At 44.5% G+C, this 16696-nt stretch carries 23 protein-coding genes and 1 tRNA gene; 21 read left to right on the top strand and 3 right to left on the bottom strand.

All coding sequences use genetic code 11. The annotated features are described in order from the left end of the window. Window positions 1-17 precede the first annotated feature (17 nt). Window positions 18-1640: a SulP family inorganic anion transporter gene (locus N521_RS02370; protein ID WP_035389606.1), complete on the top strand. Its 1623-nt coding sequence runs from the start codon at window positions 18-20 to the stop codon at window positions 1638-1640. Between the two features lie 224 nt (window positions 1641-1864). Here N521_RS02370 and N521_RS02365 read toward each other — a convergent pair whose 3' ends face one another. Beyond that, window positions 1865-2206, bottom strand: coding sequence for a MazG nucleotide pyrophosphohydrolase domain-containing protein (locus N521_RS02365; protein ID WP_008347798.1), 342 nt, complete (start codon window positions 2204-2206; stop codon window positions 1865-1867). A 136-nt stretch (window positions 2207-2342) separates the two neighbouring features. Here N521_RS02365 and N521_RS02360 point away from each other — a divergent pair, with 136 nt between their 5' ends. Then, window positions 2343-2921: an LOG family protein gene (locus N521_RS02360; RefSeq protein ID WP_035389604.1), complete on the top strand. Its 579-nt coding sequence runs from the start codon at window positions 2343-2345 to the stop codon at window positions 2919-2921. A gap of 55 nt (window positions 2922-2976) precedes the next feature. Here N521_RS02360 and clpP read toward each other — a convergent pair whose 3' ends face one another. Next, window positions 2977-3573 (bottom strand): ATP-dependent Clp endopeptidase proteolytic subunit ClpP, encoded by a 597-nt coding sequence (gene clpP / locus N521_RS02355; protein WP_007500118.1) that lies wholly within the window; start codon window positions 3571-3573, stop codon window positions 2977-2979. A 252-nt stretch (window positions 3574-3825) separates the two neighbouring features. Between clpP and N521_RS02350 the strand changes: the two genes are divergently transcribed. The 17 genes from N521_RS02350 (at window position 3826) to N521_RS02270 (ending at window position 13959) form a co-directional block, all read left to right on the top strand. Next, window positions 3826-3901 (top strand) — tRNA-Arg (locus N521_RS02350). A 183-nt stretch (window positions 3902-4084) separates the two neighbouring features. Next, window positions 4085-5071 carry a tyrosine-type recombinase/integrase gene (locus N521_RS02345; protein WP_035389602.1) on the top strand — a complete coding sequence of 329 codons (987 nt, stop codon included), beginning with the start codon at window positions 4085-4087 and terminating at the stop codon, window positions 5069-5071. Between the two features lie 166 nt (window positions 5072-5237). Then, window positions 5238-5441, top strand: coding sequence for a hypothetical protein (locus N521_RS02340; protein WP_035389600.1), 204 nt, complete (start codon window positions 5238-5240; stop codon window positions 5439-5441). Beyond that, window positions 5438-5815, top strand: a complete 378-nt coding sequence (locus tag N521_RS19860; protein ID WP_035389598.1) for a helix-turn-helix domain-containing protein — start codon at window positions 5438-5440, stop codon at window positions 5813-5815. The genes N521_RS02340 and N521_RS19860 overlap by 4 nt, the downstream gene beginning before the upstream one ends. Before the next feature lie 200 nt (window positions 5816-6015). Continuing rightward, window positions 6016-6504 (top strand): DUF7296 family protein, encoded by a 489-nt coding sequence (locus tag N521_RS18945; RefSeq protein ID WP_051632363.1) that lies wholly within the window; start codon window positions 6016-6018, stop codon window positions 6502-6504. Window positions 6505-6506: 2 nt separating this feature from the next. After that, the gene (locus N521_RS02325; protein ID WP_035389596.1) at window positions 6507-6842 is read left to right on the top strand and encodes a hypothetical protein; all 336 of its coding nucleotides are present in this window, start codon (window positions 6507-6509) and stop codon (window positions 6840-6842) included. A gap of 23 nt (window positions 6843-6865) precedes the next feature. Continuing rightward, window positions 6866-7309, top strand: coding sequence for a hypothetical protein (locus tag N521_RS02320; protein WP_231493281.1), 444 nt, complete (start codon window positions 6866-6868; stop codon window positions 7307-7309). A gap of 10 nt (window positions 7310-7319) precedes the next feature. Continuing rightward, window positions 7320-7514, top strand: coding sequence for a hypothetical protein (locus N521_RS02315; RefSeq protein WP_051632362.1), 195 nt, complete (start codon window positions 7320-7322; stop codon window positions 7512-7514). Beyond that, window positions 7511-7645 carry a hypothetical protein gene (locus N521_RS19855; RefSeq protein WP_269320974.1) on the top strand — a complete coding sequence of 45 codons (135 nt, stop codon included), beginning with the start codon at window positions 7511-7513 and terminating at the stop codon, window positions 7643-7645. Before N521_RS02315 ends, N521_RS19855 begins: the two co-directional genes overlap by 4 nt. 71 nt (window positions 7646-7716) lie before the next feature. Next, window positions 7717-8130 (top strand): hypothetical protein, encoded by a 414-nt coding sequence (locus N521_RS19540; protein ID WP_197025609.1) that lies wholly within the window; start codon window positions 7717-7719, stop codon window positions 8128-8130. Continuing rightward, window positions 8127-8468, top strand: a complete 342-nt coding sequence (locus N521_RS02305) for a hypothetical protein (RefSeq protein ID WP_035389592.1) — start codon at window positions 8127-8129, stop codon at window positions 8466-8468. Before N521_RS19540 ends, N521_RS02305 begins: the two co-directional genes overlap by 4 nt. Before the next feature lie 261 nt (window positions 8469-8729). Next, a complete protein-coding gene (locus tag N521_RS02295) occupies window positions 8730-9098 on the top strand; it encodes a hypothetical protein (protein ID WP_051632361.1) in 369 nt (122 codons plus the stop codon). A 1-nt stretch (window position 9099) separates the two neighbouring features. Continuing rightward, complete coding sequence (locus tag N521_RS02290; protein ID WP_051632360.1) at window positions 9100-9909, top strand: hypothetical protein; 810 nt, start codon at window positions 9100-9102, stop codon at window positions 9907-9909. Window positions 9910-10073: 164 nt separating this feature from the next. Further along, complete coding sequence (locus tag N521_RS02285) at window positions 10074-10835, top strand: P-loop NTPase family protein (RefSeq protein WP_035389590.1); 762 nt, start codon at window positions 10074-10076, stop codon at window positions 10833-10835. Next, a complete protein-coding gene (locus N521_RS02280) occupies window positions 10836-11486 on the top strand; it encodes a hypothetical protein (RefSeq protein ID WP_035389589.1) in 651 nt (216 codons plus the stop codon). Then, on the top strand, window positions 11483-12838 hold the full coding sequence (locus N521_RS02275; protein WP_035389588.1) for a DnaB-like helicase C-terminal domain-containing protein: 1356 nt from the start codon (window positions 11483-11485) through the stop codon (window positions 12836-12838). The genes N521_RS02280 and N521_RS02275 overlap by 4 nt, the downstream gene beginning before the upstream one ends. Window positions 12839-12960: 122 nt before the next feature. Beyond that, a complete protein-coding gene (locus N521_RS02270; RefSeq protein WP_035389587.1) occupies window positions 12961-13959 on the top strand; it encodes a toprim domain-containing protein in 999 nt (332 codons plus the stop codon). On the opposite strand, the gene N521_RS19985 is transcribed toward N521_RS02270, so the two are convergent. Further along, window positions 13956-14198, bottom strand: a complete 243-nt coding sequence (locus N521_RS19985) for a helix-turn-helix domain-containing protein (RefSeq protein ID WP_099496836.1) — start codon at window positions 14196-14198, stop codon at window positions 13956-13958. The two genes, N521_RS02270 and N521_RS19985, sit on opposite strands and share 4 nt — an antisense overlap. A gap of 417 nt (window positions 14199-14615) precedes the next feature. Between N521_RS19985 and N521_RS02260 the strand changes: the two genes are divergently transcribed. After that, complete coding sequence (locus tag N521_RS02260) at window positions 14616-15803, top strand: AimR family lysis-lysogeny pheromone receptor (protein WP_035389583.1); 1188 nt, start codon at window positions 14616-14618, stop codon at window positions 15801-15803. Between the two features lie 284 nt (window positions 15804-16087). After that, window positions 16088-16618, top strand: a complete 531-nt coding sequence (locus N521_RS02255; protein ID WP_035389581.1) for a hypothetical protein — start codon at window positions 16088-16090, stop codon at window positions 16616-16618. The last annotated feature ends 78 nt before the right edge of the window (window positions 16619-16696 follow it).

Below are 16696 nucleotides of genomic sequence, written 5' to 3'. Positions count from 1 at the left end.
GGAGGCCAACACATACCATGCGTTTTTATGGAAGATTTGAAGGTTATGATTCATCAAAGTTTAGACGCGATTTAATCGCTGGGCTTGTCGTGGGCGTTGTGGCAATTCCTTTAGGCATGGCTTTTGCCATTGCATCTGGTGTCGGACCAGAATACGGATTATACACAGTCATCGTTGCCGGCATTTTGATTTCATTGTTTGGTGGTTCAAAGTATCAGATTGGCGGACCGACCGGGGCATTTGTTCCAATTTTATTCGGGATCGTCAGCCAGTACGGTATTGAAAACTTACTCATTGCTGGTTTTATGGCAGGCTGTATGCTTGTCTTATTCGGAATATTCAAACTAGGAAAGCTCATGAAATTTATTCCTCGTCCGGTTATCATCGGCTTTACTGCTGGCATTGCTGTCATTATTTTTTCAGGACAGATTGCCAACTTCCTCGGATTAAAGGGTGTTGAAAAGCATGAAAGCTTTTTCCTCAATATGAGAGAGATCGTGGTCCATCTCGGTACCGCAAACAGTTTCGCCATTCTCACAGCGATTGTTGGGCTCATCGTGATTTTGGCGGCACAAAAATACATTCCCAAAATACCTGGTGCTCTATTAGGTCTACTCGTTTCAACATTTATAGCTGTTCTCTTTTTTCAAGGACAAGTTGAAACCATCGGCTCTGCATATGGCGAAATCCCTCGTCAGCTACCAACTTTCGCTTTTCCTGAATTGACGATTGAAAAAATGATTTATTTGCTGCCGCCGGCTATTGTCATTGCGCTTTTGGGCGGCGTGGAGTCGATCTTGTCCGCGATGGTAGCTGATAATATGAAAGGTTCTAAACATGACAGCAATAAAGAACTCGTCGGACAAGGAATTGCCAATATGGCGGCACCGCTTTTTGGAGGGATCCCAGCGACTGGAGCGATTGCTCGTACGGCAACAAACATTAAAAATGGTGGAGCAAGCCCCATTTCAGGAGTCGTGCATGGTGTCGTTGTTTTGCTCATCTTAATGTTATTTGCACCATATGCATCGATGATTCCACTTGCTGCCATGGCACCGATTTTGATGTTTGTGGCGTGGAATATGAGTGAGAAAAAAGAGTTTATCAATATTGTCAAAGTCAAAAATGCGGATTCCCTTGTGCTTGTCGTGACCTTCCTGCTGACGGTCATCGGTGATTTGATTATTGGCGTGACTGCAGGTCTCATTTTAGCGTTTATCGCCTTTATCAAGAAAATGAGTCAGACAACGAATATCCACACAAATGTCGCTGTTCCTCAAATCGAAACCGCAGCTGCCTTAGAAAGGGAGACAGATCAGAAAGGGATTAGTATGTATTCGATTGAAGGGCCACTCTTTTTCGGTACAACCGATTCATTGGAAAATTCGATTTTGGATCATGTTCAGACAAAGCCGAAAACACTCATTTTGCTTATGAACAAAGTGAATTATATGGACACCTCAGCAGAAGCGGTTCTGATGAACATTTCCAATCGATTAAAGCATCACAATGGAAAATTGATGATTGTAGGGCTTCAATCACAGCCAAAAGAGCTTTTACATCGTACCGGTCTTTTCCATCACATTGGAAAGCAGCATTTCTTTGAACGAACGGATGATATTTCACCACAGCAGCTATAAAAGGCTAAAAAAAGCACGTGACATGTCGGTCACGTGCTTCAGCGTATAGACAAACCCTCGCATTCTTTGTCAGTTCTGCGTGCCGGTGCTCACGAATGTCAAATTCGCTCCGCGCCGGTACTCGTCCTTCCTAGACTGCAAAGGTTTTCTATCACGCTGAAAAGAAGACAAAGGGCTAAAATCAAGTTCATTTTAGCCCTTTGTCAAAGCCCGTGACATGTCGGTCACGGGCTTTTTACCTGCTCTTTTTCACTAGAAAACCGTTGTGTGAGTTTCTGTTGATGGGAAGAGAAGACCTCTTCTACTGTTACATCATAGAGATCAGCTAGAACAAGTAGATTTCCTAAGACATCTCCCATTTCTTCAATAAGGTCCTTTCTTAACGCGGCGTCCTCCTGTGTTTTCTCATCAGGTCGATCGCGTCCAATTTCGACCGCCCTGACTGCGCGAGCGAGTTCACCTGTTTCTTCCATCAGGAAACCTAACCTGATAAACGGCCCGTATTCTGTCCAATTTCTCATTTTGTAGAAATCTTTGATCCATTTTTCCATTTCAGTTGTTTGCATTCTCTTTATACAGCTCCTTATATGGTGTTCACCTTCTGATTTTACACTATATATAGATAGAGCGGCTGTTTCTTTACAATGAATTATAGTAGAATGAGTGGGTGAAGAAATCATAGAGAGAGATGGAGCTGTTTTGATGAAAACGATTTGTGTGTTTGCTGGTTCGAATCCAGGTGTGAATGACATCTACAAACAAAAAGCTGTCGAGCTAGGGGCTTATATGGCAGAGCAAGGAATCCGCCTTGTATACGGTGGCTCACGAATTGGCTTAATGGGAGCTATAGCGGATGAGGTATTGAAAAACGGCGGGCAAGTGATCGGAGTCATGCCAAAAGGGCTTTTTAGAGGAGAGGTTGTGCATCAAGAGCTAACCGAATTGATTGAAGTCAAAGGGATGCATGAACGAAAAGCGAAAATGAGCGAGCTGGCCGATGGGTTTATTGCCATGCCAGGTGGTTTTGGTACATATGAAGAATTATTTGAGGTGCTATGTTGGTCGCAAATTGGCATCCATCAAAAGCCAATCGGATTGTATCAAGTGAATGACTATTTCAATCCGCTCATAGACATGGTGAAGTTTAGTGTACAGGAAGGTTTTTCGAATGAATCACACCTTCAATTACTACATGCCTCTGGAGAACCGAAAGAATTGATTTCACAGATGGCTTCCTATCAAACACCAACTCTTCAACAGAAATGGACGGAGCTGTCTTAAAATAGATGCATAACAAAAAACCGTCTGTTCAAAGAGCAGACGGTTTGTTTTGTGATTATTTTTGTTCTTCTGTATTACGGGTCAAGACTTTGTCAATGAGTCCGTATTGAAGTGCTTCTTCCGCTGTTTTGAAGTTGTCACGATCTGTATCACGCTCAATGACTTCAATTGGCTGACCAGTACGTTCAGCAAGTACTTGGTTCAGTTTATCGCGTAAAGAAAGGATTCGTTTTGCCGCAATTTCAATTTCTGTTGCTTGACCTTGCGCACCACCTAGTGGTTGGTGAATCATCACTTCACTATTTGGAAGGGCATAACGCTTACCTTTTTCACCAGCAGCAAGCAGGAACGCACCCATAGATGCAGCCATACCAATACAAATAGTTGATACCTTTGGTTTAATAAATTGCATCGTATCATAAATGGCCATACCAGCTGTGATCGAACCGCCAGGGCTGTTAATGTAGATAGAGATATCTTTTTCTGGATCCTCGGCTTCTAAGAAGAGAAGCTGTGATACGATGGAGTTGGCAACATTGTCATCGATCGCAGAACCAAGCATGATAATACGGTCTTTTAAAAGACGAGAATAAATGTCGTAAGCTCTTTCCCCACGATTTGTTTGCTCAATGACTGTAGGTATTAAATTCATAATGTTCCTCCTTCACCTTTTAGGTAAGTATGTAATTCAATGATACATTTTTGGTCAATAAAGGTCAAACAAAATGCTGACCTAAAATCAAATACCCCTATCCATTTTCCCCAAAACTCTTCCACTTCAAACCATCATATGAGTATATGTATGGGAATGAAGAAAATGCATCGACAGGGATAGCGATTAATCATTGCTTTCTTGCAGCATTTCCCTTATAATTTGATATGCTGACGTTTAAAAACATATCGTGCGCTCGTAGCTCAGTTGGATAGAGCGGTGGTTTCCGGTACCACGTCTGCCGGGGGTTCGAATCCCTCCGAGCGCGTAACAACGTTTTAACGCCGTTATATCAACGTTTTCCAACGGTCCGTTAATGCGATAAGTGTACGGAAGGGCGCGATCTAGGAAGAAACGGACATTCGTTTTTACCCGATTTCGTGTCTTAGCGGACAAACTAGACCGATTCTCTACGAAGCCTTGCGGAATAATTTCCGGGAGGCTTTTTATTATGGCGATTATAAGAAGACGGCAAGGCGTGCGCAATAGGCGCGATGTAAGTAGCGATCGAATTCGATCCTCATTCACGACAATAAAAGACGCATTAGATACGGTAGTTACCGTTATGACTGCGCAGAATTTTAGAGAAAGAACCATCGGTGACTACTGCGCCCATTTCGGCGAATTTTTAGACGAGACTGCGTTAGATCCTGCGATGCCAATTACGGCGGTCACCGAAGATCATTTCCATTCTTATATTACGATAATGTTAAAGAAGCGCGGTCTATCGCCGGTAACGATTAACATTCGGCTAGGCGGTATTAAATCGTTATTCAGTAAGATGGTAGAGCGCGGCCTTATTAACGAGAGTCCTTGCGGTCGTGTGACAAAGCTACGTACCGATCAGACCGTCGTTAAAAGTCTTACTGATTCGCAGGTAAAGCGATTCTTCAGCGTCATCGATAAGGATACTTTTGCGGGATTCAGAGACTACGTGGCGTTTTATCTTTCATTAAAATGCGGATTAAGGTCGAATGAACTAGAAGGCCTCGAGCCGACCGATGTTGATTTCGATAATAAGGTTCTTATGTTACCAGGCGCAATCAACAAGAATCGTAAAAACCGTATGGTCCCGATGACCGAAAAAGTTGCCGAAAATCTCCATCAACTTCTATTAGAAACGGAAGACTATTTTGGAGAGGCAAAAAAGGTATTCGTAAATCAGTACGGAGACGAGATGGCGAAGGAGCACTTACGTAAACGTGCGGCCAAGTACGCTGGATTGGCGAACCTTAAAGGAGAATGCCGCGCGAGTATTCATAGCCTGCGTCATACATTTGCGATCAACTATCTACGTAATGGCGGGGATATCCGTTCGTTACAAAAGATACTTGGCCACGCTGACTTAGAATCTACGCAAGTATATCTCGACTATGTTGACGATGTTGTCGTAGAGCAATTTAACAAAGCTAATAAAAACGACACTCTCGAAGTGTAAAAGAAAACCTCGTCTAAATAGGCGGGGTTATTTTTTTTTATTTTAAATGTCCCGATTTCGAACGGTCATATGCGACTGTACTTATGAAAGCGAAAATGATTCGGAAATTTTGCGAGATATCATCCATCAACCGAAAAGATTAATTAAAAAGAAGAGGGTGGGCAGTTTGGAAAAAGTAAAAATCACATTACAAAACGGCACCATTCATGAATGGACAGTTAAAGAAGATACAGGCGACCTCATGAGATTGTGGAACTGGGTTCTTCGCAACAAATCAGGTGTTCTGTGGTTTGTTGAAGGCGGGATTAACGCTGCTGAGATTATTACGATCGAATACATTCCAGAAGAAACGGAAGAAATCTTAACATGACAAACGCCAAGCGTCCGATCGACTTTCACGACCACAGGTTCGTCCGAGTAACGAAGTCGGTTATCGCAGATGAAACGTATTTAGATAAGCCGATTCAGAAACTCGTATACTCCGTTCTTTGTTTCTACGCAGACAACACGAGTAAGAAGTCGCACCCAAGCGTTCAAACTATCGCAGACAAATGTCGTTGCTCAACGAATACGGTGCGGGCAGCATTGCGTAGGTTGAAGGAACTCGATCTCATTGACGTCAAAGAACGTAAAAATGCAAACGGTCAGACATCGAATGAATATACGTTGTGGGAGCCGCCGGAATGGTTCGTTGAGACCGGCACTTCAAAAAACGATAATAGCCCCCTGCAAGATTTGAAGTAAGGTACTTCACAGTTTGAAGACGAACTAAACTCACTTAACTATACTTATTTAACTAGACTAATAATAGCGCTCAAATAAAATCTTTCGCGCAAATAAATACTTAAATGATATATCTATCGCGATAAAGTTATCTGCAAAGAGTGAGCGTAAGCGAACGAATTGCTACGATTTTAAATAATAAACGGAAAGAAGGCGGTAATATGACGTTTTATGAGTACACGCAGAATAACAGCGGAGGACATTTCGAAGTAAGCGAAAAGTTATGTCACCGATTATTTATCGAAGCGGATAGTTACTCTGAATCCGAATCTATTGCGGAGGACCTAGGCGTTTATTTTAACGGAGTAGATGACGGGTTTGACTGCGGCTGTTGTGGAGATCGTTGGTATTCCGGAGATGAAGTCGATCTATCAGAAATCAATGAGAATGGATACGAGGTTTCGGTTTACGACGGGTTAGGCGACGCGGAGAAAGTTTGGCGTGATGGCTACGGAGCTTACGAAATTCATACGGAGCCTAATTGGCAAAAAACAATCTTCCGTAAATTCAGCGGAAAGATTAAATTCCGCAATATCGAAGAATACGCACAGTTTTTGGCTGACGAATACGGATGGACAACGCCTGACGCGCGCATTTTCTATAAAGACGGAACAGTCACGGAAATCAATAAACGAAAAGGAGTCCGATAATCATGGCGATTAACATTCCGATATCACCCGATTACCGACTTACATCTGACGTCCACAACATCATCGTAAATGAACGCTATTTCACCGACCCGACCAAAGCGCCTGGCTGGGCGAAGAAACTGGCCGAGAACCCTAACGCCGACCCAACGCCCGTCGAGCGCTGGCGAGAAGTCTCGTATCACGCTACGGTTGATCGCGCCGTCTTGGACGTAATGAACCGACAGATCAAAACGTCGGATGCGGAAACACTGGCGGAGATCGCGCAAATGGTACGGGAATTTCGCAGGGAATTAGCGGCGGCACTGACGATCGAGGGCGCTAATACTACCGACAAATAAAACGGCTAGGAGGCGGTTAAAACGTGGAAAGGACGAAGATGCAAGAAAACGCAGAAATACGGAAGTTAAAAGCGTCTGTACTTCAGACAGAGGACGGCCATTCATGGAGTGCGCCAGTGACGCATGATCTTTGGAGAACTATCGTACCTATCGCGCGTGAATTCGATAAGAAGAACGTATCCATCGGATCATTTTATACGTACCTATTGGCGCACACAAACGGTCAAAAGGGAAGCGGTTGGTATATGGCGGCACCTACACCAGTCGATAAGATAGCAGCCGACTTAATGATCGGGAAGAACCGCATTAACCATCTATCGAAAGTCTTAGAGGCGGTAGGACTTCTCGAAACTGCGTACAATTACGCAGGACGGAAGAAGAGCAAGCTATATTATCCGCAATACTACAGTGCCTTAACGCCGGATGAAATGCGGGCGAATCTAGCTAAGTTATATATTAATAACTGAGAGGTGCGTAATGCCTAAAACGAAGGATCAAGAAATCGCAGAATTACGTCAGGCAATGGCGGCGCTTATTGCGGAAAATGAGCGTATGGAGCGCCTACTGAAATTAATCGAATGGAAGTCGGATGTAGTTGACGAAGACGTCGATACCTTTTCGATAATTATTCTATATGAAATTAACTTACACGCAAAGGAGGCGCTAAAATGAAGCCGGAGGAATTTGATGATCGGGATGCGACCGAACATTTACTCGCGATCAGCTCGCCTGAGCACGTTAAGGATTACGTTAAATTCATACTAGACCGAATGAAGGAGGAGTTAGAATGGGGCGTGAATTAGCTTTTATCGAACTCGTAACCGAAAATTGCGAAGTTATAAAAATAGAACGACAGCATATCGGACGATTTCGTATGGCAAACGTTTCACGATCGATTTTCAGAAGTGCTTCAAATAGTATAAGCGACCATTTAGAAGCGGAAGCGGTGTTTTTGCAGATTTCGGAGAAGGCCAACGTAATGAGTGCGTACGAGGATACGTGGGACGATCAAACAACTACCCCATTCGATCGACTTCGAGAAAATTCCGACATAGTTGCTGTAGACGTTACTTACAAAGACGGCGGATACGAATATATTCACGTGAAATGGGACGGAGACGACTGGACGAACGATATCCAAACCGTTGCGATTAATGAAAACACGGGAGATTTATTCGTTGTGATAAGCGAGGAAACTACTGCCGAAGATCATTTCGAACACGCACTAACGGAAGAGAATAAGGATACGTTTTGGAAAACACTTAATCTAATGGAGGCGTTAAAATGAAGCCTGAAATCACGAAAAAGCAGGCGGAAGCTATAACGTATTTAAGAGGACTCAGCAGGGACGACGAATATATTTTGCGTAACCATCGCGAATATATTATGAATTGCGCGGTACTAAACAAATTAAGTCTCGTATCGTTAGCGGCCGCATTAATCAACGGATATGAGATCGAAAAGTCGCCGGAGCAAAAGGTGCGGGAGTTTTACGATTATAATCACGAAAAACATGAACGATCTGAGGCGCTAAGTCCCGAGGACCATTATACGGCGGGAACCGATTGGGGAATCAGACAAACGCTTAACCATCTCGGCATCAAAATCGAAGGGGTGAATGCGTAATGTACGATACACCGTTATATATCGTAAAAGGTTCATATCGAGTAGGCGGAAACTTTTCGTACTATACGACCGAAGAGGAATATAAACGACTGAAGGCGGTAGGTACCGAACGTTTAATAAATCGCGCCTTCATAACGTTTGATACGACTTGGAACGATAATTATCGGACTTGTCACGGTGAAGTTACGATCTCAACGCGAGGCCTATGCCGATTGAAGCTCGAATATAACCCGGACGCCAAACGTAAGGAGGAACGGGAGAATGACCGAAATAAATAAACCCATCGAAAAATGGACGGCGCGCGACTTCATCGTCTATCTGCACGATCGCCATCTCGAAGTCTACGGCATTAAGTACGTCGCCAATAATCGCGGCATGGAAGCACGGAACCTAAAGACGATGATCGACGAACATGGGGCGGGTATTGTACGGGACTTCATCGACGCCTGCTTTGCGTATAAGAAGCCGACGGCTCAATGGCCCGGTTGCAACTTCGGCTTTATGTTTTCGTATATGCGAGACCGTCACCTGCCGCCGTTACTCTTAAAGCAAAAGACGGTTAAGCAGTCGGAAGAAGACGATCAAAGGGCGGCTGCACAGTCGCAAATAAACTACGGGGAGTTGTTTTAGTATGACGCAATATAAGACGGAAATTCGAAACGCCAAAGTCGGAGAGCGGATCTTGATTACACGTGCTGAATACGCATGGTCATCGTATGAAAACGGTGATGTATTTACCGTAAATAGCGTCGGTATTAGTGGGGTAATGGTAGGTACAGAGCCGATAATTTGGCACCACGAATACGAAGTCATCATCGGAGAACAATCGCCAGCACCGAACCTAGACGAATTGAGCTATGACGAATTAGTTTCGCTAAGCGAAGCCGTAATGAAGACGATAAGAACACGCTCATATAAGAACGGCTACGATCAAGGACGTTTTGATGCGGAAATTGAGGCGGTGCACGGTACGTATGAGAAGTCCAATCAGCATAAACGGGATGAGGTCGTAAAGCAGGCGAAAGAGGACGTAGAATATGTGGTCAGACGATGCTCCACAGCTAGAACCGAATTTATCGTAAATGCTGAAAAAAGAACCGTCGTATCATTGCGTAAGATGCTTAGGGACGGTCGCGTAATCTCTAAAGGAATCGCCAAATGCGACCCTGACGACTGCTTCAACGCACACATCGGTAAGGCTATTGCGCTAAGACGTGCGTTAGGTCTCGAAGTGCCATCGGAGTACTTAAACGTGCCGCAGCCGACAGATGTTCGTGTGGGTGACGTTGTTAATTATCGTAATGCCTACGTTCTTGAAGTCGTTGATGACAGTCATATACCGGGCGCAAAACCAGTATCAACTATAAGAATTAGCGCACTACAAGGCTCCGGTGGTGGCTACGTAATCATTGACGATTCGAGAGCGGGTGAGGGCGAATGATTTTCGACCATAAAACCATCGAACCGTATTTAGATTATACGGAAGGGACGTTACGGGTAGTCGAAGGTACTAATTGTGTCGTTTATATTTTCGTTGAGAAAATTAACGGAAAGGCTCACGTTCTCAACATCGTAGAAAACTAAACCGAAAGGAGGCGACTATGAATGACGAATGAATCACGATGCCTACTCGCAAGCAAATGCGCCCAAGCTGGCGGTGTTAATTGTACGAAACACTGCGAACTGTACCTCGGCTTGCACGGCTTAGATGGCGGCGGCGGACGGTCGGGGGCGGCTGGCTTGGCGGAAGATTATCGTCTAGTGACGCTTCAAAACTCGCCGGCACGCGCAGATCAATACGAAGTTTACCGAGCTGCCGATTCTTATGCGCAGACATTCGAACGCCAATTCGACGCAGAAGCTGATCGCATTAAATCGTTGTATCTCTACAGTAATTCGCCAGGGACCGGCAAAACTACGACGACGGCGGCTCTTCTAAACGAATATTTAACGGTCCATTACATCGGCTCACTAAAGCGCGGCATACAACCCGACCAGCGTCCGGCTTATTTTCTCGATGTTAATGCGTGGCAAAACGAATACAACGAGTTTAATAGACCGCGAGTTCCGGACGCAATCGCAGAGCCGGCAGCCAAACGATATTATGCCGCGCTAGAAGCAGCCAAACGGGCGCCGTTCGCTGTCCTGGATGATATAGGCGTACGAGACGCAACGGACGGATTCCGCGGCGATTTACACACGATAATCAACTACCGCGTGACGAACCGTATGCCGACCGTTTATACGTCGAACATAAAAATGGCGGATCTACCGGAAGTATTCGGAGAAGGGCGACTGGCGGACCGTATCGCCGACCAGTGCAAAGAAATCGTCTTCGCAGGCGGATCAAAAAGGAGGCGGTTGTAAATGAGCGGATTATCATTGACGGAAATTCAATACTTACGTGACCTACTCGTTGCGGATTCGTTGGCTAACGGAGAGGGCACCGCCAAGCTCGCCATTTTCGATAAACTAGATGCGCTTGAATTTGCGGATCATACGCCAGTCTATAAAACTGGCGACCTAGTTTCCGTCGAAGGCTATAAAGGACGCGTCTTCTACATTGACTGCGCTAGGTACATCGAGGAAACGTCGAAAGAGGCCGTCTTTAATTTTATTGAATATGACCTGTACGACGCAATCAACGGCGAATGGCTCGAAGCGTTCGAGGCGGATATGGCGCTCATTGCAGATGCGCTTGTTGCGGAGGATTTCTTGGCGGACTTCAACCTCGAAGACTATCCGCCAGCAAGAAGTACCGTTTATCTAATAAACTACGAAAAGGAGGCGGCTACTATGGCGGCAAAAGAACAGCCGAAAACACCGAGACAGTTAAGCGCGATTGAAGCGGAAAAGCGTAAGCAGGAACGTAAAGAGGCGGCGGCCCAAACCGATAACCTACTCGACATTTACAACTGGAACGAGGCACAGTATGTCAAGACGGGTGACTTAGCGTTTAAGGCGAAGATGGGCGAAGTAATGGCGAAATTGAACGGCGAGGGAGCTGAACGCCGATGAGTTTCGGGACCAGTTTATTATCGAAAGTAATCGAAGCAAACGACCCGTCGGCTTTATTGCGGTATGGCCTAACACGCAAGGATTTCCAAACGGACGGCGAACGGGCAGCCTTCGAGTACATCAGCGCCTACGCGGAAAAGAACGGAAACCAAGCGCCAACCGCCGAGATGGTAGCGACTGAAGTTCCGACCTTCCAGCCGGAGTTCAGTATCGACGCAACGTTCGAGTACTTAGCTAAGAAGGCGAAGGAAACGGCTGCTATGAATGACTTTGCTAATACGGCAGATTCCGAGCTGGCAAAACGGTTCAATCAAGCGCAGGAAAACGGAAATCCGCAGGAATTTTTTGATTGGTTGAAAATCATCGCAGAACAGAATATAATGAGAACAAGAGTTCGTAAAACGGTAGGAACAAACGTCGTGACAGACGTCGATAAGTTCCGTGCCGAATACGAAAAACGCAAGGCTGGCGAGTCTTTCCGCATATGGAATAGCAAGTTTCCGGCGCTTAACAAAGCGATCGGCGGCTACGTCAGCTCGAACATGTACGTTGTGTACGGAAAGTCAGGACGCGGCAAGTCGGCCATTACGCTCGAAGAAGTTATTAATTGCGCAATCCAAGGCGCTAACGTTCTTATTTGGTCGATGGAGATGGGATGGTTTGAGGTCCTCGTACGAATCTACGTATCACTTTCGGGTGATCAAGGCGTTGCTTTAACCGAAATCGACGGTCAACAAATGGAAGCCGGATTTGATTCGAGGGACGTCCGCCAAGGCAAGTTACCGGAAGAGTTCGAGGCGGGCTTTATGGAATTTATCGCGACGCTGAATACGCTAATAGCCGGTTCTATTACGGTTCGTGCTGTGGACGACAAAGACTTCGATTCTCGTTCGTTAAAAGACATTAAAGCGGACATTGAACAAACGAAAGCAGACGTTGTTATGATCGATCCGTTCTACTATCTCGACTACGAATCAAACTCGAATAAAACGACGGGCGGTGCGGCTGCCGATACGTCTAAAAAGATGCGCCGTTTAGCCGGAACGATGGACGTTGTCATTTTCGCAATTACGCAAGCGGGAGAAGATGACGCGACTGAGGACGAGGGCGGAAATCGTGAAATTAAGCTGCCGAAACGAAAAGACGTAAAGAAAACGTCCGCGTTGCTGGAAGATGCGGCGGTATTAATTCCGGTTGATACGAATGCAAGAGAAGGACGCGGCTTGATTGGTGTAAATAAGGGACGCGATGGCGGCGAGGATGAAGTCGTAGAGATCGTTTATCTGCCGCAAGTCGGACTAATCAAGCAAGTGGCGGCCGGAGAGACTGCACTAGATGCTTTTGGATTCTAGATAAATGGTTTTAAATGGAACCAATACCATGAATTACACCATAAATATCTGAATATTTTCGACAAATTACGACGGAAAAACACATAAGAATAGTGTAATATAACGAAAGGAGCCGTATATACATGTCGATTCTTACGATCAATGGCGTCCCTACGGACGTAGATATTCGAGAAGAATTAGAACAATACGAATGGGATCGTCCAACGTGGCACGCTGACCGTTTAACGGCGGCAAGCCCTTTTCGCGACGATCGGACTCCTAGTTTTTACGTTTACTACGAAGACACTCCGACCGCAAAAGCCGGCTATTTCGGAGATAGCGGCACGGGAGAACGCGGCGGATTTATTAAACTGCTTGCGTTTCTGCGCGAAGAAACCGAAGAAGAAACGGTTTTGTACCTCGCCGAGACTTATGGTACCCGCGAAGGCGAAGAACGCCTAAAACTCCGTGTTCCTCGTTTAAAAATCGTTGAGCCTAGACGGCCATTAGCCGAGGATTTATTGGACGACGTTAAAATTGGGCCAAATGAGTATCTGTCTAATCGCGGAATAAGCGAAGAAGTCCAGCGCAAATCAGGCGTAGGTCTAATCGGACAAACGGTAGTGATACCGTGGCGGCTGCCTAATAAGCGCCTGGCAAACGTAAAATACCGATCGACTCGCAATAAAGCGTTTTGGTACGCCAAAGACGGTTTGCCGATTCGCGAATTAATATACGGCATAGACACCGTTTATACTGATCACGCTAAAGCAGCAGTACTAGCCGAGGCCGAAATCGATGCGCATTCGTGGCGAACGGCGGGCTTTTGCGGCATTGCGACAGGCGGAAGTAAATTTTCCGACCGAAAGGCGGACATAATTGCGCAGTCACCGATCGAATATTTAATAGTAGTATCTGACAACGACGAAGCCGGTGAGAAATTGCGGAAGGAGGTCGAGCTAAAGATGCGCGGCAAAGTCAGGCTTGCGCACGGTTATATAACGAAGTACAAAGACGCAAATGAATTATTAATAGCGGAAGGTGAGGACGCTCTTAAGCGAGTTGTTGATCGTGCGGAGGCGGTAAGTATTAACGTGAGGTTCGGGAATATCCGAACTTTCGGTCGGCGGAGGTTGTCTTAACCCTCCGTGTTGCTACCGGATAAAGGACGCCAATTATATAAGGCTTCGACCGGGCAGTCGAGGCAGCGCGCAATAGAATACGCCATTTCAACGTTAGGGACGTTTCTAAGCGCTATGTAATCGGAAAGCTGCGTTTTTGAGATACCGACCATTTCTGCGAGTTGGATAAGCGTATAACCACGTCTATAACACAGTTCCTTTATCCGGCAATTGACGACCGAATACTGCGAGATAAACACCTCCGCAAAGCAAAATGACGCGTGCTTTACGAAGGAAATTATACCACATAACCGCGCCGATTAAATGGTCATTCGGGCGGATTTGGAAGAATACGGACAACCTTTTCGATAGGCACGTCCAATTCGAGGCAAATACGTTCCAGTACTCGAAACTCTAAGTTAGCGCCATTCATCGCAGGTTCCTTTGTAATCTTAGCCTGAGTAGACGACGACATAAAATTGCGCAAATAACTTTTTGATTTGCCTTGTTCTTTTAAAGTGTCAAAAAGCGGCGAGAAATCAACCAATTCAACCACCTCCGTATTTTATTGGAAAAATATTTAAAATAAATGTTTACGTACGCGAACATTTATTGTATACTTCAATTATACTCAACCTATATAAAAAGACAAGAACAAACGAAGGGGGTCAGAGCTTTTGGAATCGATCAGAAGAGAATTATGTAGTTTGATTGAAGACAATGATTTGAAGTATAACGAAATCGCAAAAATCATTCGAGCAGATAAATCAACCATGACGCACTTCCGGAATAATGGAACTATTAGCTTTAGAGCACTTGTAATCCTCGCACACTTCCTTTTTCCGAACAACTCAAATAAAAAAATTTCCGAATGGTGTTTGTCGATTCAAAAGACTGATAACAATGATTACTTAAAACAAATGATGGAGTACGCAGCAGTTACGAGAAACACAAATTTATTAAACTCGTTAATCAATGTTCACAAAAAGACATTCGGTTTAGAAGACCATGTTCAAATTTACAAAACTATCTTGAATTACATTAATGCGGAAATTAGTATTGATGATATGATCGAAACAATGAGCCTTTTTTCAAAGAGTAAGCACAAAGAATTACGAATATTATCTTCGATCTATATGTGTTATGGTTATTATGGAAAGGGTCAGATTCACTCGATCCTAGAGCTGGCGCCTTCAATCGGAGACAGCATCAAGTCATTAGGCGATAAGAAGAAGCTATTCATAAAAGAGTGCTACGTGCATCGATTCGCTGAGTTGATGTCGCCTGTGTACTTACGTTTAAATAATCTCGGCGCAGCCAAACACTACGCAACCATAATTAAGAACGGAAACATCTCGAATAAATCCGTTTCTGACGCGAACTATATTTTAGGCATGATTGCGATGTCAAAAGGTAAAAGAGATGCGATGGCCATATTTGAAGAGAGTTATAAATACGCTTATAAAACAGGTGTTGATTTCGTTATTACAAACGCAAAAAACAACTTCCTACTTGCAGAAGCGTATGTTAATAGAAAAGACCCCGATAAACTGTCAGCATTACTAGATCAATTAAAGGAGGTGATATACGAAGAGAGAACGGACGACTTTTACATATACCTCGAAAAATATAAAAAAGGTAGTGTCGAAGGGCTATTCGAATGCCATCGTCAATTTCTATTCAATTCAGACTTTTTCTTTTCAGCGTTGGTAATGAGAGATTTTAAAGACGCTGGGGTGCCTAAGTACCTAATTGATACATTTTCAAACTACAACTACACGAAAAAGGGGATGCTTTATTTTGAAGAAGATTTTATTGAGTGTTTTATTGATTTCAGCAATCGCGGTATCAACTGTACAGCTTAACAAAGGAACGGACGGGGCGCTAGAAGCAGAGCAACCATACAAAACAGCAGACATTCGTCCAGGAGGATAACGAGGCCATTAGGCTTCTTTTTTTTTGTCTAAAAATAGAATCTAGTTTAAAATCAAAATCTTTTTTTAGTTTTTCAACTTTCAAATATTACATAGTTGCTTTTGGTACTATATGGACATGGAAGAAAAATTATAAAAAACTTTAAATCAAATGTCCCGATTCTAACAGACCATATGCGACTGTATAAGTGTAAGGGACGGGAGGAGAAAAACACTTGAATAAACAAAAATTTAATAGACTTCAATTAGCCGCAGATTACGGAGCGATTCCGTATGTACAAAGAGAATCGCAACGAATCGCACACTTAGTTCCCGACCAAACATCGTTCGAGCAGCGTTGCTTAAACTCAATAGGCTACTGGCTGGAACGGTACGAAGGAAATGGCCGCGATAAAAAAGCGCTAATTCAGCGCATTATCGTAAGGGAACGAAATAAGTACCTGAAGGCATCACGAAAAGAAGTGGCACTATCAATAGAAGGAATGCGAGATGACGGTAATGTCTCGTGGGAGCCTCAAGACGTTTTGACGGACGTCGAAGGCGAAGTTTTGTTAAAAGAAAAGACCGCCCTGTTGACGCAAGGCGATCTCCGCAAAGAATTAATACTCAAGTGTTGGAGCGAAGGATGTACGAATATGGCCGAAATCTCCACGTTGTTGACGCAACGTATTGGAGGAAATTTCGAAGCACATCGCAAGTTCATCCGTCGTTTCCGTTTACACTGCCAGCGCGAACTAACAGCATAACCACGTATCTAGGCACGAGGGCTTCGCTACGTATTTTAATGATAATCGATTGAGAATCGAATTTCAAGCGAACACCAT

This window comes from Bacillus sp. UNC125MFCrub1.1, from assembly GCF_000701305.1.
Taxonomy (GTDB): Bacteria; Bacillota; Bacilli; order Bacillales; family Bacillaceae; genus Bacillus; species Bacillus altitudinis.
Note: the sequence above shows the minus strand (reverse complement) of the source record. Positions and strands in the feature narration are given on the sequence as shown.